This window comes from Sphaerisporangium viridialbum, assembly GCF_049674955.1.
In the GTDB taxonomy this organism is placed as follows: Bacteria; Actinomycetota; Actinomycetes; order Streptosporangiales; family Streptosporangiaceae; genus Sphaerisporangium; species Sphaerisporangium viridialbum.
The window spans coordinates 1573201-1589927 of the sequence record NZ_CP187232.1; the positions used below are offsets into that span (position 1 = coordinate 1573201).

A 16727-nucleotide genomic window follows, 5' to 3' on the forward strand; every position below is an offset into this window, starting at 1 on the left:
ACAGTTCCTGTTGAGCATCCTGTCATATAGATCTTGATAAAAATGCAGGATTCCTATTGTGAAAATTGCAGATCTTGAAGAGGTCCGCCCAGTACCCGCGGACATCGAGCGCCTGGACCGCCTCACGGGATACCGACCCCGGCTCCGGCGTGCGATTTACTAAGCGTGAGACGCCGAGCCGAGGAGCTGGACGAATGCCGGAGACGATCGACGCGCCTCCCATCCTGGGCAACGTGCCGGGCTCGTACGCCCTCGGGGTGTTCCGCGACCGGCATCCGTTGCTGCTGCGGCAGGTCAGGGACGCGCTGCCCTACACCCCCGACCGGCACGAGGCGCTCGACCGGCTGCTGGACGAGGTCACGCGCGACGTGATGGAGCCGCTCGACGCCTCGGCGCACGACTTCGCCGCGTGGGCCGAGTGGGGGCGCGGCAAGCTCGGGCGCCGGTGGGTCGACGTGCCGTTCCTGTGGGCCGAGAGCTACTTCTACCGCAAGCTCCTCGACGCCACGGGCTACTTCGGGGACGGTCCGTGGCGGGGCGTCGACCCGTTCGGGCCGGTCAAGCAGGCCGAGCTCCAGGGCGCCGTCGTGGACGACGAGCTGGCCGCCCTGGACAAGGCCGCCACGCTGCCCTCCGGCGAGCGGGTGAAGGGGCTCCTGCTCGGGTCGCTCTGGGGCAACCGCGCGGACCTGTCGTTCAAGGTCACGCTGGCGGACGAGCGCGAGCACGTGGCCGCCCTCGTGGTGGACGACAGCGCGTTGCTGTGGTCGCTGGTCCGCGACGGCGCCCCCGGCAAGATCTGCGTGCTCGCGGACAACGCCGGGCGCGAGCTGCTGCCCGACCTGATCCTGGTCGACCATCTCCTGGCCGAGGGGCTCGCCGCCGAGGTGGTGCTGCACGTCAAGCCGCACCCGTACTTCGTGTCCGACGCCACGCCCGCCGACGTGGCGGCCTGCCTGCGGCGGCTCGCGGGCGCGCCGGGTCAGGCGGGCGAGGCCGGCGCGCGGCTCTGGCGGGCGATGGGCGAGGGACGGCTCAAGCTGCGCGCCCATCCCTTCTCCTGCGCTCCGCTGCCGTACCGCGACATGCCGGACGACCTGCGCGACGACCTCGCCTCGGCCACCCTGACGATCACCAAGGGCGACCTCAACTACCGCAGGCTGGTCGGCGACCAGGTGTGGCCGCCGACCACGCCGTTCGGCGACGTCACCGCGTACTTCCCCGGGCCGGTCGCGGCCCTGCGCACGCTGAAGTCCGACGCGCTCGTCGGCGTGGGCGAGCGCACGCTGGCCGCTCTGGACGCGGCTGGCGAGCCCTGGCGTACGACGGGGACGCACGCCATGATCCAGGTCCGGGCGTGAAGCCGGCCGGCTATTCGCCCTTGTAGACGGGGGGACGCTTCTCGCGGAAGGCGCGGGAGCCCTCCTTGGCGTCCTCGGAGCCGATCACCGGCCAGCCGATGGCGTCGGAGACCTTGAGGGCCTCGGCCTCGGGCATGCCGAGGGTCTCGCGGTACGTGCGCAGGATCGCCCGCACGGCGAGCGGCCCGCAGGCCGAGACCTGGTCGGCGATCTCGCGCGCCACCGCCAGGGCCTCGCCGTCCGGCACGACGCGGTTGACCAGGCCCATCGACAGCGCCTCCTGGGCGGTGACGGCCCGGCCGGTGAGCAGCAGGTCCATGGCGAACGCGTAGGGCACCTGGCGGGGCAGCCGTATGGCGCTGCCTCCCATCGGGAACAGCGCGCGCCTGGCCTCGAACAGGCCAAGGGTCGCGGACTCCGCGACCACCCGCAGGTCCGTGCCCACGAGCAGCTCCGTGCCGCCCGCGACCGCGTAGCCCTCCACCGCGCAGATGATGGGCTTGGTCGGCAGGGCTTCGCTGTCGCGCAGCAGGCCCTTCCAGTGGAAGTCGGGGATCTCCTGCGCGCGCCTGAGCACCCGGGGATCGCTGGACGGCGTGCCCATGGCCTTGAGGTCGGCGCCGGCGCAGAAGGTGCCGTTCGCTCCGGTGAGGATGCCCACCCGCACGCCGGGCTCGGCGGAGATGTAGGCCCAGGCGTCGGCGAGCCCTACCAGCATGTCGGACGAGAGCGCGTTCCTGGCCTCGGGACGGTCCATGGTCACGAGGACGAGGTGGTCCTCACGCTCGACGCGGCAGTGTGGCGTGCTGATGGGCAGGAGCTCCATGGGCATCGTCCTCAGTGGTCAGGCGCCTGCCGGGGCGGCCGGACGCGCGTCGCTATCTAATCAAGCGCTTGCTCGGCTCACGCCGGGCGGGTTAGTCTGCGGCTTGCGAACTAGAACAGATTCTTGTTGTAACCCTCCCGTAGCGCCAGGCCTAGATGGAATATCAGGAACATGCTTCACTTCGGCGGATTCGGGGGACGTTGCGGACGTCAAGGCGGAACCGAACAAGGGAGTTCCGATGGGCTCGCTCGGCTTCTGGAGGCTCGCGCAGGCGGATCCCGGCTGGATCGCCGCGGTGGACCCCGACGGCACCGAACACACGGCCGCTGAGCTGCTCGCCCGGGCCAACCGCCTGGTGCACGGCCTGCGCGATCTCGGCCTGAAGGCGGGCGACGGCATCTGCGGCCTGGTGCCGAACGGAGTCGACGGCCTCACGGTCTACCTCGCCGCGTTGCAGGCCGGCTGGTACTACACCCCGGTCAACTGGCACCTCACCGGGCCCGAGATCGCGTACATCGTCTCCGACAGCGAGGCCAAGGCGTTCTTCGTCCACGAGCGGTACGCCGAGGAGGGCGCGCGGGGAGCCGAGCCGATCGAGGCCCACCGGCGGTTCTCGTTCGGCGCGATCGACGGCTTCCGGCCGGTGTCGGAGCTCACCGTGGGACGGCCGGACACGCTGCCCGGCGAGCGTACGGCCGGCGCCACCATGCACTACACCTCCGGCACGACGGGCAGGCCCAAGGGTGTCAGACGGCCACTGAACGGTCTCGATCCGGACGACGCGGCCGAGCTGATGACGTTCCTGCTCTCGCTGTTCGGGATCACCGCAGGCAGGCCCAACGCCCACCTGGTGACCTCGCCCAACTACCACACCGCGGTCACGCAGTTCGGCGGCACGGCGCTGCACATGGGGCACACGCTCGTCTACATGGACAAGTGGGACCCCGAGGAGACGCTGCGGCTCTGCGAGAAGTACCGGGTGACCAACTCCCACATGGTGCCCACGCACTTCAAGCGGCTGCTCGGCCTGCCCGACGAGGTCAAGCACAAGTACGACCTCTCCTCGCTGAAGTGGATGATCCACGCCGCCGCGCCCTGCCCCGTGCCGGTCAAGTGGGCGATGCTCGAATGGTGGGGCGACTGCATCTACGAGTACTACGCGGCGACCGAGGGCGGCGGCACCATCGCCACGCCGGAGGGGTGGAAGAAGCACCCGGGCACGGTCGGATCCGCGTGGCCGATCAGCGAGCTGCTGATCGTGGACGACGACCACGAGCCCGTCCCGGTGGGAACCCCCGGGACGATCTACATGAAGATGGCCGGCCTCCGCTTCGAGTACAAGGGCGACCCCGCCAAGACCGAGGAGAACCGGCTCAGGGACCACTTCACCGTCGGTGACATCGGCTATCTCGACGAGGAGGGGTTCCTGTTCCTCTGCGACCGCAAGGCCGACATGATCATCTCAGGTGGCACCAACATCTATCCCGCCGAGATCGAGAACGAGCTGGTGATCCATCCCAAGGTGGCCGACGTCGCGGTCTTCGGCATCCCCGACGACGAGTGGGGCGAGCAGATCAAGGCCGTCGTCGAGCCCGCCCCCGGCGTCACTCCCGGGCCGGAGCTGGCAGCGGAGATCCTCGGGTCGCTCGAAGGACGGCTGGCCAGGATGAAGTGGCCGCGCTCGATCGACTTCATCCAGGAGATGCCGCGCGAGCCGAACGGCAAGCTCCTCAAGCGCAAGCTCCGTGATCCCTACTGGGAGGGCCGTGACCGTGCCATCTGAACCGCTCATCGCCGAGCATGTGCTGGAGTTCCCCGGTGGGTACACCCGCACGACGGGACCGGTGATCGGGCGTTTCCTCACGGAGTTACGCGAGGGGCGCATCGTCGGGGTGCGCACGGCGGACGACCGCGTGCTGGTGCCGCCTTTGGAGTACGACCCGGCCACGGGCGAGGCCGTGACCGGCACGTTCGTCCAGGTCGGCCCGGCGGGCACCGTGCAGAGCTGGGCCTGGGTGGAGACGCCGCGCAAGGGGCACCCGCTCGACCGGCCGTTCGCCTGGGCGCTGGTCAGGCTGGACGGCGCGGACACCTCGCTGGTCCACGCGGTGGACGCCGGCGACGTCAAGGCGATGCGGCCCGGCCTGCGGGTGCGCCCCCGGTTCCGGCCGGAGGCCGAGCGCGTCGGGCACATCACCGACATCTCGTGCTTCGTACCCGAGGTCACCACGATGGTGTCGCACATCCGCACCGAGTACCGCGTCCAGCCGGGCCGATCGCTCGCCCGCTTCCTCGAAAGCGTGCGCGAAGGCGTCTTCCTCGCCGGGCGCTGCGCGCACTGCGACAAGGTCTACGTGCCCTACCGCACCACCTGCCCGCAGTGCGGCTCCTCCATCGGCGAGGAGGTGGAGCTGCCCGACACCGGCACCGTCACCACCTTCGCCATCAACAACCTGCCCGACCCCCGCGCGCCCGAGGTGCCGTTCGTCTCCGCCTACATCCTGCTCGACGGGGCGGACGTCCCGATGATCGCGCTGATGGGCGACGTGCCCGCGCACGAGGTACGGCAGGGCATGCGCGTGAAGGCCGTCTGGGTGCCGCCCGAGGAGCGCACCCTTTCCATGACCAACATCAGGTGGTTCGCCCCCACGGGCGAGCCGGACGCCGAGCTGTGAGCGAGCGGGCTGTGAGGATCGACGGCGCGAGCCGCGTGAGGGGAGGGTCGCGTGCGTGAGGTGGCGGTCGTCGCGTTCGCCCAGACCAGGCACACCGGCCATGACGAGGGGCTGACCGAGCCCGAGCTGATTTCGCCGGTGATCCAGGAGGTCAAGCGGCTGTCGGGCCTGACGAGGTTCGGCTTCACCTGCTCGGGAAGCTGTGACTACCTGGCCGGTGCGCCGTTCTCGTTCGTCTCGGCGCTGGACGCCATAGGCGCCTGGCCGCCGATCTCCGAGAGCCATGTCGAGATGGACGCCGCCTGGGCCCTGTACGAGGCCTGGGTGCGCCTGCAGCACGGCGACGTGGACTCGGCGCTGGTCTACGGCTACGGCAAGTCCTCGCAGGGCGACCTGCGGGAGATCATGACGCTCCAGCTCGACCCGTACTATCTCGCGCCGCTCGGCCTGGACCAGGTCTCGTTCGCCGCCCTGCAGGCGAGCGCGCTGGACGCCGACCCCGGCGCGCTCCGCGAGATCGTACGGCGCAGCCGTGCCGACGGCCGGGCCAACCCGTACGCGCTGGACCTGCCGGACCCCGGCGAGGAGGGGTACGAGGTGCGTCCGCTGCGCCCGAGCGACGCCGCGCCCATGACCGACGGCGCGGCGGCGGTGGTGCTCGCGGCCGGGGACCTGGCCAGGGAGCTGGTCGAGCGCCCGGCGTGGATCGCCGGCATCGCCCACCGGACCGAGCCGCACTACCTGGGGATGCGAGACCTGGCCAGGTCGGCCTCCGCGGCCGACGCCGCGCGCGCCGCGGGGGTCGGCAAGGGCCCCGTCGAGGTCGCCGAGCTGCACGCCCAGTTCAGCCACGAGGAGCTCATCCTCCGCGAGGCGCTCGGGCTGCCGCCTGACACGGTCGTCAACCCCTCCGGCGGCCCGCTCGCCGCCAACCCGGTCATGGCCACCGGGCTGATCCGCATCGGCGAGGCCGCCCGGCGGATCATCGACGGCGGCGCGGGCCGTACCGTCGGCCACGCGTCGTCGGGCCCGTGCCTCCAGCAGAACCTCGTCACCGTGTTGGAGGCCTGAGCATGGCAAACCGCTGCGCCGTCATCGGGGTCGGGCAGACCAAGTACCAGACGAAGCGCCGGGACGTCTCGATCGCCGGGCTGGTGCGCGAGGCCGCCCTGCGCGCCCTGGAGGACGCCGAGCTGACGTTCAAGGACATCGACGCGGTCGTCATCGGCAAGGCGCCCGACCTGTTCGAGGGCGTCATGATGCCCGAGGCGTACCTCGCGGACGCGCTCGGCGCCGCGGGCAAGCCGGTGACGCGCGTCCACACCGCCGGCAGCGTGGGCGGCTCGACCGGGCTGGTCGGGGCCTCGCTCATCCAGGGCGGCGTGCACGACCGGGTGCTGGTGGTCGCGTTCGAGAAGCAGTCGGAGTCCAACGCGACGTGGGCGCTGTCGACGCACCTGCCGTTCAACGCCTCGCTGGTCGTGGGCGCGGGCGGGTACTTCGCCCCGCACATCCGCGAGTACATGCGGCGATCGGGCGCGCCCGGCCACATCGGCACGCTCGTCGCCGTCAAGGACCGGCGGAACGCGCTCAGGAACCCGTACGCGCACCTGAGGATCCCCGGCATCGACCGGGCGATGGTCGAGTCCACGCCGATGCTCTGGGAGCCGATCCGCTACCTGGAGACCTGCCCGTCCTCGGACGGCGCCTGCGCGATGGTGCTCGCGGCCGAGCACAAGGTGACGGGAACGCCCGCCTGGGTCCACGGCACGGCCATGCGCTCGGAGCCCATCTTCCGCGCGGACCGCGACACGGTGAACCCGCAGGGCGGCAAGGACTGCGCCGCCGACGTCTACCGCCAGGCCGGGATCACCGACCCCCGGCGGGAGATCGACGTCGCCGAGGTGTACGTGCCGTTCTCCTGGTACGAGCCGATGTGGCTGGAGAACCTCGGCTTCGCGGGGGAGGGCGAGGGCTGGAAGCTGACCGAGTCAGGGGCCACGGCGCTCGACGGGGACATCCCCTGGAACGCCTCGGGCGGCGTCCTCAGCTCCAATCCCATCGGCGCATCGGGGCTGATCCGCTTCGCCGAGGCGGCGCTGCAGGTCAGAGGCCTCGCGGGGGAGCACCAGGTGGACGGGGCGCGCCGCGCGCTCGGTCACGCCTACGGCGGGGGCGCGCAGTTCTTCGCGATGTGGATCGTCGGGAGTGACCGGCCGTGAGGGCCTTCCGCCACGACTTCTAAGGAGCGTCCCCGATGGAGTTCAACCACGCTGATCTGTTCGAGGGATTGGCCGACGCGATCGGGGACCGCGTGGCCGTCGTCTGCGGTGACACCCGCCTGACCTACGCCGAGCTTGAGGCGCACGCCAACCGCCTCGCGCACTTCCTGCGCGACCGGGGCGTCGGGCCGGGGCAGCACGTCGGCATCCATCTGTACAACGGCATCGAGTACATCGCCGGGTTGCTGGCCACGCTGAAGATCAGGGCGGTGCCGGTCAACGTCAACTACAGGTACGTCGAGTCCGAGCTGCTCTACCTGTACACCGACTCCGACATCGTGGCCCTGCTGTTCGACGTGGAGTTCGACGACAGGGTGGCCGCCACCGCCCCGCGGTGTCCCAAGCTGGAGACCCTGGTCGCCGTCGGCGGCCCCTCGCGGGTCGAGGGCGCGGTGCCGTACGAGCAGGCCGTCGCCGGGCGGCCGGACGGGCGGGACGGCTTCCCCGCGCGGTCGGGCGACGACGTCTACATCATCTACACCGGCGGCACGACCGGCATGCCGAAGGGCGTCATGTGGCGCACCGAGGACCTGTTCATGGCCTTCGGCGGCGGAAACCCGTACGGGGAGCCGCACCGCGAGCCGGGGCAGGTCATCGAGACGGCGACGAGCACGGGGCCCATCGTCATGATGCCCGCCGCGCCGCTGATGCACGGAGCGGCGCAGATGGCCACGTTCATCGCGTGGTGGATGGGGTCGACCATCGTCTACACGCGCAAGTTCGACGCCCCGGAGGTGCTCCGCGCGGTGGAGCGCGAGAAGGTGCTCACCATCAACATCACCGGCGACGCGATGGCGCGCCCCCTCGCGGACGAGATCGCCGGCGGGTCGTACGACCTGTCGTCGCTCATGGTGCTGAGCTCGACCGGGGCCATCCTCACGGGCGCGGTACGCGACCGGCTGCAGGAGCTGCTGCCGAACGTGATGATCATCGACAGCTTCGGCTCGACGGAGTCCGGCTACACCGCCTCGGCCGTGGCGGGCTCGTCCCCGGAGACCGGCCTGAAGTACCAGCCCAACGCGAGCTCCACGCTGGCGGTGCTGAACGACGCCCTGGAACCGGTGAAACCGGGGTCGGGGGAGATGGGAACCGTGGCCAAGGCGGGCAGCATCGCCTTCGGGTACTACAACGACCCCGGCAAGACGAACAGGACCTTCGTCACCGACGCCGAGGGGACGCGCTGGCTGCTCACCGGCGACCTCGCCAGGATCGAGGACGACGGGACGATCCTGGTCTTCGGGCGCGGCTCGCAGTGCGTCAACACCGGCGGCGAGAAGGTCTTCCCCGAGGAGGTCGAGGCCGTTCTCAAGGGCCACCCGGCCGTGTTCGACGCCGTCGTGACCGGCATCCCGGACGAGCGCTGGGGCAGCCGCGTCGCAGCCGTGGTCGAGCCCAGGGAGGGAGCCCGGCCCACGGCCGAGGAGCTGGACGCCCACTGCAGGGCGAGGCTGTCGGGGTACAAGGTGCCGCGCACGTACGCCTTCGTGGACCGCATGGTCCGCTCACCCGCGGGCAAGGCCGACTACCGTTGGGCGAGGGAAATCGCCCAGGCCGCGATGGACTGAATAGGTCACATGGGCTGCCGCGTCGAAGAGGCAGACTGATGCCGTCAGGCCCTGCGCGCGCCGTCCCCGGCGAAGGCGGCTACGGCCCCGAGGCCGATGTAGACGAGCCCGCTGGCGATGTCGAGCCGCCTGGAGGCCCTCGGGGAGCGGCGCAGGCGGCCGGCGAGGGCGGCGGACAGCAGGGCGTAGCTGCCGTCGCTCGCCATGCCGAGCGCGATCCAGATCAGGCCGAGCACCACGATCTGGCCCGCGACCGGGCCGAGCGCGGGGTCGACGAACTGCGGCAGGAAGGCCAGGAAGAAGATCGCCGTCTTGGGGTTGAGCACGTTGACCACGAAGCCATCCCCGAACAGCCTCGGCCCGGACACCGGTGCGACCTCCCTGGCGAGGTCGCCGGTACGGGAGAAGAGCTTTCGCAGGCCGAGGTACACGAGGTAAGCCGCTCCGAGGTACTTGACCAGGGCGAACGCCGTGGCCGAGGCCGCGAGCAGCGCGCTGACGCCGAGGGCGGCGGCGGCCACGTGGACCACCGAGCCCGCGTGGATGCCGGCCACGGAGACCAGCCCGGCCGTACGTCCCTGCGCCACGCTCCGCGTCACGATGTAGACGACGGCGGGGCCGGGCACGAGCAGCAGCGCGAGGGTCGCAGCGGCGAATATCGCGAGCGTTGTGATGGGTGGCATGCCGCTGATAGTAGGAAACGCCTGGTAACGCGGTCCATCGTATTTCACACGGGTGAACAGCGGCCCGTCTCGCGGTGGAGGAGGCCCTCCGCGGGGTACCTGTGGCCTGTTTCGGAGCCCAAGGGGACCCCGATTTCACGACACGCCGCGCGGAATCGTGAGTGGCCCGGTCATGTGAAGCGCGGGCGCCCCGGTGCCGTGGGTTTGGCGGTCTCGGCGAGGGCGCGGACCAGGGCTGAGGTCGCCGGCGGATCGGGGGGCTCTCCGTAGGTGGCGGCGAAGACGTGCCTGGTGGAGCCCGCGAGCTCGCTGACCTCTACGCCGGCGTGGCGATGCGCGGACAGCGCGAGCCGGGGGAGCACGGTCACCCCCAGCCCGGCCGCGACCATCGCCTGCACGGCCACGTAGTCGTCGGTCGTGAACGCGATCGCGGGCTCGAACCCCACCCGCGCGCACAGCTCCAGAAGGTAGATGCGGCACCGGTCGCATCCCGCGATCCACTTGGATCCGGCGTGTGACGCGAGCGTGCCCGCCGTGGGCGTCGCCGACGAGGTGACCAGGAAGCTCGGATCCTCGAACAGGGCGGTCAGGCGGACCCCCTTGTCCTCAGGCTTGTCCTCGGGTGTCGCTCCGGCGTAGCGAAGCCCGTCGTCGTGCGGGCTCCCGGCGTAGTGGAAGGTCACCGCGACGTCCACCTGGCCCGCGCGGAGCATGCCGAGCGCCTCGGGCGGCTCCGCCTCGATGAGCCGCAGGTCCAGCCCAGGGTGCTCGTCCGCGAGCCGTACGGCAGCCGCCGGCACGAAGGTGCCGAGCGCCGAGGGGAACGCGGCGAGACGGACCCTGCCGGTGCGCAGCCCGACGTGCGCGGCCAGCTCGGCGGAGGCGGAGTCGAGCCGCCCGATGATCTCGGCGGCCCGGTCGGCGAGGAGCCTGCCCGCGTCGGTCAGCCGGATGCCGCGCCCCGCCCGCTGGACGAGCTTCGCCCCCGTCTCAGCTTCCAGCCGGGCCAGATGGTGGCTCACCGAGGGCTGGGAGTAGTGCAGCTCCCTGGCCGCCGCCGTCACCGAGCCGTGCCTGGCCACGGCATCGAGGACGCGCAGCCGCAGGACATCGAGCATCCATCAACCATATCTATGGAACATGGCGTGTGTTGGCATTGGACCTATGGATGGCGGTGCCCGAGCGTGGTATCCGTGCATACGACATCGCCATCCATCACCGACGTCCTCGACGCCGCGCGGCTGATCGGTCCGCACCTGCCGGAGACGCCCATGTGGTCGTATCCGGTGCTGGACCAGCGGCTGGGCGTCGAAACGCTCGTCAAGCACGAGAACGCACAGCCCACCGGCGCGTTCAAGGTGCGCGGAGGGATCAACCTGCTCGCCCGCATGCCCGAGGAGCAGCGGGTGGCGGGCGTGCTGACGTACTCCACGGGCAACCACGCCCAATCGATCGCGTACGCGGCCCGCATCTTCGGCGCGCCCTGCACGATCGTGATGCCAGAGAACCCGAATCCGGCCAAGGTCGCGGCGGTGGAGGCACTCGGCGCGACCGTGGAGATCAAGGGAGCCACCATGGTCGAGGCGGGCGAGTACGCGGTCACGCTCGCCGCCGGCCGGGGGAACCGCCTGATCAGCCCAGCCGAAGAGCCCGGCCTGATCGCCGGGGTCGGCACGCTGTACCTGGAGATGCTGACCCGGCGGCCGGACCTTGACGTGATCTTCGTCCCGGTGGGATCGGGTACGGGCGCGGCGGGCGCCTGCCTGGTCGCAAGGGCGATCGCACCCCGCTGCCGGGTGATCGCCGTACAGTCGTCGCTGGCCCCGGCCGCGCACGACTCGTGGCGGGCGGGCGAGCCGGTCAGGCGGCCGGTCGGGACGGTGGCGGACGGGCTCGCCACCGGCTCGGCCTTCGCGCTGCCCCAGGCGATCATGCGGGAGCTGGACGATTTCGCGCTGGTCAGCGACGACGATCTCCGCCTCGCTCAGTGGCTGCTGCTCTCGGAGGCGCACACGCTCAGCGAGTTGGCGGGCGCCGCCGCCCTGGCCGCGCTGATCAGCCGGAAGGACGAGTTCGCGGGGCGCAAGGTCGGGGTGGTCTGCAGCGGTGCCAACGCCGGCCCCGCCGAACTCCAGCACGTGCTCTCCGCGGGCTCTTCGTTGACCGCCGGCCACGGCTGATCCGCAGCCGGGGCTCTTCGTCGACTGGGCGTGGGCGCGCTGGGGGTGGAGTGCCCCGGCGCGGTCGGCGATCGCGTCGACCGTGGTGGCGGTGTAGCCCTGCTCGGCGATGAGGTCCACCGCTGCCATGTAGATGAGTGCGCGAGTCCATGGGCGATCGGAAGGCCCCAGGGTCGCCATTGGCGACGAGGGGTGAATGTTTCATCGCGTTCACATACATGAAATACATCCGCTTATGGGAAATCGCCGACGGCGCAGGTAGAAGCCATCGAGCGTCCACCGGGAAAGAGCGAGTGTTTCGTCCAGGTCACCAGCACCATTGACAGCCGTTGGCGTTGTTCTACCTTTAGCTCGTTCGGTTACATGTATGGCGTCCACATATATGAACCGCGAGTTCAAAGGAGCGTGGTCGTGAACGTGATCGTGAGAAGAAGCAGGGCTCTGGTTGTGCTGATGGCGGCCGGGGTGGCGCTGGCGGGGGTGGTGGTGAGCGGGGTGTCGGCTGCCGCGGCGCCGACGTCGGGTTCGTTCGCCCTGGTCAACGCGGGTAGTGGTCTGTGCCTGGATGTTCCGGGCGGGAGTACGGCCGATGGTACGCAGCTGGTGCAGTACGGGTGCAACGGCGGGGCGAACCAGAGCTGGACGGTTACCTCGGTCAGCGGTGGGGTGACGCTGAAGGCGGGTAACAGCGGTAAGTGCGCTGGGGTCAGGGGCGCGAGCACGTCGGCGGGTGCGGCGGTCGAGCTGCAGAGTTGCTCGGGTGTTTCCTCGCAGGCCTGGCAGTTGACGGCGTCGGGGTCGAGCTATCGGGTGGTGAGTGCCAACGGTGGTAAGTGCCTGAACATCAAGGACAACTCCACCGCCTCCGGTGGCCTGGTGCAGCAGAACTCCTGCGACTCGGTCAGCACCAAGCAGTGGACCCTCAACCCCACGGGATCCAACCCCACCACGACGCCCACCCCCACCCCGACGATCACGCCCACGCCTCCGCCCGGTAACGCGAACGGCCTGGTCGGCTGGGCCACCCAGGGCGGCGGCACCACCGGTGGCGGAAACGCCACCCCGACCACGGTGACCAGCGCCTCCGCCCTGACCAGCGCGCTGTCCGCCGGAGGCACCGCGGTGATCCGCGTCTCCGGGACGATTTCCTGCTCCGGGATGCTCAAGGTGACGTCGAACAAGAGCGTGCTCGGCAACGCCGGCGCTACGATCGTCGGCTGCGGGCTCAACGTGACCGAGGCGTCCAACGTGATCATCCGCAACCTGACCTTCAGGGACTGGGACGACGACGCCATCAACGTCCAGTACTCCACCCGGGTGTGGATCGACCACAACACCCTCAGCAACGGTTACGACGGAGCGATCGACATCAAGCGCGCCAGCGACTACGTCACCGTCTCCTGGAACCGCACCTTCAACCACGACAAGACCATGCTGCTGGGCCACAGCGACGGCAACGGGTCCGAGGACAACGGCCACCTGCGGGTGACCTACCACCACAACTTCTTCGACGGCACCAACCAGCGGCACCCGCGGGTGCGCTTCGGCAACCCGGTGCACGTCTACAACAACTACTACGCCAACGTCGGCTCAGGCGGCGGGTACGGCGTCGCCTCCACGGAAGGCGCCGGCGTCCTGGTCGAGGGCAACTACTTCGAGAACACCCCGGACCCGTTCCACCGCGGTGAGGCCTCCTCGTCCGCCGGGAACCTGGTCGCGCGCAACAACTTCTTCGTGAACTCCGGAGCCGGGGACGCCGGAGGCAGCGTCGCCTCCATCCCCTACTCCTACACGCTCGACACCCCGTCGAACGTCAAGTCGATCGTCAGCGGCGGCGCGGGCGCGGGCAAGATCAGCGTCTGACGCGCACGCGGTGACCCCGATGAACAAGGCCGGGACCGCGAGGTCCCGGGAGCCGAGGAGCGTGGTCGTGAACGTGATCGTGAGTAGAAGCAGGGCTCTGGTTGTGCTGGTGGCGGCCAACGGCACCAACTGCTTCTACTCCTCGTCGGACATCACCTACAGGTAACCCCCGAAAGAGCCCCCGTGCCGGCGGCACGGGGGCTTCTGGCCGGACTCATGCTCCGAGATCGGGAACCGGTCAGATGGCGCCGTACTCGGACAGGAACAGGGCCTCGGCGGTGGCCGCGCGCCGGAGCTCTTCGAGGACGAGCCGCTCGTTCGGCGCGTGGATCGACGCGCCGTCGTCCTCGGCGCCGAACAGCAGGATCTCGGCGGCGGGGAACTGCCTGACCAGGGTCGCCACCAGCGGGATGGAGCCGCCCGCGCCGATGTCGCGCGGCGCGCGGCCGAACGCGCGCTCCATCGCGCGGTTCAGCGCGGCCCTCGCGCGGCCACCGGTGTCGGCGAGGTAGCCGGAGCCGAGCACCCGGTCGGTCACCGAGACCCGCACGCCCCACGGCGCGGCCCGGCGCAGGTGGTCCACCACGTCGTCGGCGGCCGTGCCCGGGTCGCCCGCCGGGGGGACCCGGACGGTGACGCGGGCCCGTGCCACGGCCTGGACGGCGTTGATCGCGCCATGGACGGTCGGCGCGTCGATACCGGTGACCGTGATCGCGTACGAGGCCCACAGGCGGTCGGCCAGCGAGCCGGAACCGACCAGGGACACGCCGTCGAGCACCCCGGCGGTGGCGCGGAACTCCTCGTCGGAGGGGCCGGTGCCGAGGAAGACGCCGCGCGGCAGGCCGGGGACCCGGATGTCGCCGTTTTCGTCGTGCAGCGAGGCGAGCATGCGGATCAGCGCCGCCAGGGCGTCGGGGCCGGCGCCGCCGAACGAGCCGCTGTGCAGTGACTCCTTCAGGGACCTGACCTCGACGGTGAACGCGGCGAGGCCGCGCAGGGACGTCGTCACGGCCGCGTCGCCCACGCTGGGGTTGCCGGTGTCGGCGACGACGATCGCGTCGGCGCGGAACAGCTCGGGGTTCTTCTCGACGAACGCTTCGAGGCGCTCGCCGGCGTACTCCTCCTGGCCCTCGATGACGACCTTGATGCCCACGGGGAAGCGGCCCTGGAAGGCCCGCAGCGCGAGGACGTGCGCGATGACGCCCGACTTGTCGTCGGCGGCGCCCCGGCCGTACAGCTCTCCGTCGATCAGGGTGGGCTCGAACGGGGGAGTGCGCCACAGCGCGAGGTCGCCGGCGGGCTGCACGTCGTAGTGCGCGTACAGGAGCACGGTGGGTGCTCCGGGAGGCGCGGGGGACTCGCCGTAGATCGCGGGGAAGCTGCCCTCGACGGGGATCTGCCGGACGTGCGGCAGCCCCACGCTGCGCAACAGCTCCTCGGTCATCGCGGCGGCCGCGTACACCGGCTCCTCCGGGTGACCGGGGAAGGCGACCGACGGGATGGAGACGAGCCGCCTCAGCTCGTCCACCGCCCGGGGCATCTCGGCGGTGACGGCGCTCTCGATTTGCTTAGGTGTCACGACTATCTGTTCCCCGCATCGGCTGTGTTCTGATTCGACACATTGCATCACAGCCGCGGCACCGACCGTGCCACCAGCGGAGAACGGCGCTGTCACAGGCGTTCCCCGCCGTCTCCGGGGGCTGCGGGGAAGGGCGATAAGCCCGACACCCCCAAACGGATTTCGTCGTTGTTACATAGCGATATCACGGATTCCGAAGTTCTTGCATAGTGTCGCCACGCAACCAGTTGTAATCCTCCATGTGGAACATGCACACTGAGTACAGTCGAGATCACTGAGGAAAGATAGCCATGACGCGACCTGAAACCGACACGGCCGCCGTCCTGAGGGCAGCGCAGGACAACCTGTGGATGCACTTCACCCGGCACAGCTCCTACGACGCCGGCGAGGTCCCGACGATCGTGCGGGGCGACGGTGCCCATATCTACGACATCCACGGCAAGCGCTACCTGGACGGCCTGTCCGGCCTGTTCGTCGTGCAGGCGGGCCACGGGCGCACCGAGCTCGCCGAGGCCGCCGCCAAGCAGGCCCAGGAGCTCGCCTTCTTCCCCCTGTGGTCCTACGCGCACCCGAAGGCCGCCGAGCTGGCCCAGCGGCTCGCCGAGCTCACCCCCGGTGACCTGAACCGTGTGTTCTTCACCACAGGCGGCGGCGAGGCGGTCGAGTCGGCCTGGAAGCTCGCCAAGCAGTTCTTCAAGCTCACCGGCAAGCCGGGCAAGCACAAGGTCATCAGCCGCGCGATCGCCTACCACGGCACCCCGCAGGGCGCCCTGTCGATCACCGGCATCCCGGCCTTCAAGCAGCCCTTCGAGCCGCTCGTGCCGGGCTCGGTGCGCGTGCCGAACACCAACTACTACCGCGCCGACGAGATCACCGGCTTCGACGGCCTGACTCCCGAGCAGTTCGGGCGGTGGGCCGCCGACCAGGTAGGCAAGGCGATCGAGATGGAGGGCGCCGACAGCGTCGCGGCCGTCTTCGTCGAGCCGGTGCAGAACGCCGGAGGCTGCTTCCCGCCGCCGCCCGGATACTTCCAGCGCCTGCGCGAGATCTGCGACCAGCACGACGTGCTCCTGGTCTCCGACGAGGTCATCTGCGCCTTCGGCCGCCTCGGCACGATGTTCGGCGGGCAGAAGTTCGACTACGTGCCCGACATCATCACCTGCGCCAAGGGCCTGACCAGCGGTTACTCGCCGATCGGCGCCATGATCGCCTCCGAGCGGCTGTTCGAGCCGTTCAGCACGGGCGCCAACTCCTTCTCCCACGGCTACACCTTCGGCGGGCACCCGGTGTCGGCGGCGGTCGCGCTGGCCAACCTCGACCTGTTCGAGCGTGAAGACCTCCTCGGCCACGTCCAGAAGAACGAGCCCGTCTTCCGCGGCACGCTGGAGAAGCTGCTCGACCTGCCGATCGTCGGCGACGTGCGCGGCGCCGGCTACTTCTACGGCATCGAGCTGGTCAAGGACAAGGCGACCAAGGAGACCTTCAACGACGAGGAGTCCGAGCGCCTGCTGCGCGGCTTCCTCTCACAGGCCCTGTACGAGTCGGGTCTGTACTGCCGGGCCGACGACCGCGGAGACCCCGTCGTCCAGCTCGCGCCGCCGCTCATCTGCGGCCCCGAGGAGTTCGACCAGATCGAGTCGATCCTCCGTTCCGTCCTCACCGAAGCCTGGAACCGCCTGTAGGTTCCCTACGGTCCCGGTGCCCGCGTTTGTG

The 16727-nt window shown here is 70.3% G+C and carries 13 protein-coding genes and 1 pseudogene; 9 read left to right on the forward strand and 5 right to left on the reverse strand.

All coding sequences use genetic code 11. The annotated features are described in order from the left end of the window. Window positions 1–194: 194 nt before the first annotated feature. Window positions 195–1361 (forward strand): damage-control phosphatase ARMT1 family protein, encoded by a 1167-nt coding sequence (locus ACOZ38_RS07360; RefSeq protein ID WP_424529357.1) that lies wholly within the window; start codon window positions 195–197, stop codon window positions 1359–1361. A gap of 10 nt (window positions 1362–1371) precedes the next feature. On the opposite strand, the gene ACOZ38_RS07365 is transcribed toward ACOZ38_RS07360, so the two are convergent. Then, window positions 1372–2187 carry a crotonase/enoyl-CoA hydratase family protein gene (locus tag ACOZ38_RS07365; protein ID WP_424529358.1) on the reverse strand — a complete coding sequence of 272 codons (816 nt, stop codon included), beginning with the start codon at window positions 2185–2187 and terminating at the stop codon, window positions 1372–1374. 238 nt (window positions 2188–2425) lie between these two features. On the opposite strand from ACOZ38_RS07365, the gene ACOZ38_RS07370 reads away from it, so the two are divergent. The 5 genes from ACOZ38_RS07370 to ACOZ38_RS07390 are packed head-to-tail and all read left to right on the forward strand — an operon-like array spanning window position 2426 to window position 8709. Next, entirely contained in the window at window positions 2426–3970 is a 1545-nt protein-coding gene (locus tag ACOZ38_RS07370; RefSeq protein ID WP_424529359.1) for an acyl-CoA synthetase, read from the forward strand. Beyond that, window positions 3960–4862, forward strand: a complete 903-nt coding sequence (locus tag ACOZ38_RS07375; protein WP_405144956.1) for a Zn-ribbon domain-containing OB-fold protein — start codon at window positions 3960–3962, stop codon at window positions 4860–4862. Before ACOZ38_RS07370 ends, ACOZ38_RS07375 begins: the two co-directional genes overlap by 11 nt. Window positions 4863–4913: 51 nt before the next feature. Further along, window positions 4914–5933: a thiolase domain-containing protein gene (locus ACOZ38_RS07380; protein WP_405144957.1), complete on the forward strand. Its 1020-nt coding sequence runs from the start codon at window positions 4914–4916 to the stop codon at window positions 5931–5933. Between the two features lie 2 nt (window positions 5934–5935). Beyond that, complete coding sequence (locus ACOZ38_RS07385) at window positions 5936–7084, forward strand: thiolase domain-containing protein (protein WP_424529360.1); 1149 nt, start codon at window positions 5936–5938, stop codon at window positions 7082–7084. Window positions 7085–7119: 35 nt separating this feature from the next. Continuing rightward, the gene (locus ACOZ38_RS07390; protein ID WP_424529361.1) at window positions 7120–8709 is read left to right on the forward strand and encodes an acyl-CoA synthetase; all 1590 of its coding nucleotides are present in this window, start codon (window positions 7120–7122) and stop codon (window positions 8707–8709) included. A gap of 44 nt (window positions 8710–8753) precedes the next feature. On the opposite strand, the gene ACOZ38_RS07395 is transcribed toward ACOZ38_RS07390, so the two are convergent. Then, the gene (locus ACOZ38_RS07395) at window positions 8754–9392 is read right to left on the reverse strand and encodes a LysE family translocator (protein ID WP_424529362.1); all 639 of its coding nucleotides are present in this window, start codon (window positions 9390–9392) and stop codon (window positions 8754–8756) included. A 170-nt stretch (window positions 9393–9562) separates the two neighbouring features. Beyond that, window positions 9563–10510 (reverse strand): LysR family transcriptional regulator, encoded by a 948-nt coding sequence (locus tag ACOZ38_RS07400; protein WP_424529363.1) that lies wholly within the window; start codon window positions 10508–10510, stop codon window positions 9563–9565. A 75-nt stretch (window positions 10511–10585) separates the two neighbouring features. Between ACOZ38_RS07400 and ACOZ38_RS07405 the strand changes: the two genes are divergently transcribed. Continuing rightward, window positions 10586–11572 carry a threonine ammonia-lyase gene (locus ACOZ38_RS07405; protein WP_424529364.1) on the forward strand — a complete coding sequence of 329 codons (987 nt, stop codon included), beginning with the start codon at window positions 10586–10588 and terminating at the stop codon, window positions 11570–11572. A gap of 63 nt (window positions 11573–11635) precedes the next feature. Here the strand turns inward: ACOZ38_RS07405 and ACOZ38_RS07410 are convergent. After that, window positions 11636–11752 (reverse strand): annotated as a pseudogene (locus tag ACOZ38_RS07410) (TetR family transcriptional regulator); the annotation flags it as partial. Window positions 11753–11983: 231 nt separating this feature from the next. On the opposite strand from ACOZ38_RS07410, the gene ACOZ38_RS07415 reads away from it, so the two are divergent. Next, window positions 11984–13435: an RICIN domain-containing protein gene (locus tag ACOZ38_RS07415; protein ID WP_424529365.1), complete on the forward strand. Its 1452-nt coding sequence runs from the start codon at window positions 11984–11986 to the stop codon at window positions 13433–13435. A 238-nt stretch (window positions 13436–13673) separates the two neighbouring features. Here ACOZ38_RS07415 and ACOZ38_RS07420 read toward each other — a convergent pair whose 3' ends face one another. After that, entirely contained in the window at window positions 13674–15014 is a 1341-nt protein-coding gene (locus tag ACOZ38_RS07420) for a dipeptidase (RefSeq protein WP_424529366.1), read from the reverse strand. Between the two features lie 290 nt (window positions 15015–15304). Here ACOZ38_RS07420 and ACOZ38_RS07425 point away from each other — a divergent pair, with 290 nt between their 5' ends. Continuing rightward, on the forward strand, window positions 15305–16696 hold the full coding sequence (locus tag ACOZ38_RS07425) for an aspartate aminotransferase family protein (RefSeq protein WP_424529367.1): 1392 nt from the start codon (window positions 15305–15307) through the stop codon (window positions 16694–16696). Window positions 16697–16727 lie beyond the last annotated feature (31 nt).

Excerpts from the sequence above, each read along its gene's own strand:
- ACOZ38_RS07360 (WP_424529357.1), top strand. The coding sequence starts at position 195 with ATGCCGGAGACGATCGACGCGCCTCCCATCCTGGGCAACGTGCCGGGC.
- ACOZ38_RS07365 (WP_424529358.1), bottom strand. The coding sequence starts at position 2,187 with ATGGAGCTCCTGCCCATCAGCACGCCACACTGCCGCGTCGAGCGTGAG.
- ACOZ38_RS07370 (WP_424529359.1), top strand. The coding sequence starts at position 2,426 with ATGGGCTCGCTCGGCTTCTGGAGGCTCGCGCAGGCGGATCCCGGCTGG.
- ACOZ38_RS07385 (WP_424529360.1), top strand. The coding sequence starts at position 5,936 with ATGGCAAACCGCTGCGCCGTCATCGGGGTCGGGCAGACCAAGTACCAG.
- ACOZ38_RS07390 (WP_424529361.1), top strand. The coding sequence starts at position 7,120 with ATGGAGTTCAACCACGCTGATCTGTTCGAGGGATTGGCCGACGCGATC.
- ACOZ38_RS07395 (WP_424529362.1), bottom strand. The coding sequence starts at position 9,392 with ATGCCACCCATCACAACGCTCGCGATATTCGCCGCTGCGACCCTCGCG.
- ACOZ38_RS07400 (WP_424529363.1), bottom strand. The coding sequence starts at position 10,510 with ATGCTCGATGTCCTGCGGCTGCGCGTCCTCGATGCCGTGGCCAGGCAC.
- ACOZ38_RS07425 (WP_424529367.1), top strand. The coding sequence starts at position 15,305 with ATGACGCGACCTGAAACCGACACGGCCGCCGTCCTGAGGGCAGCGCAG.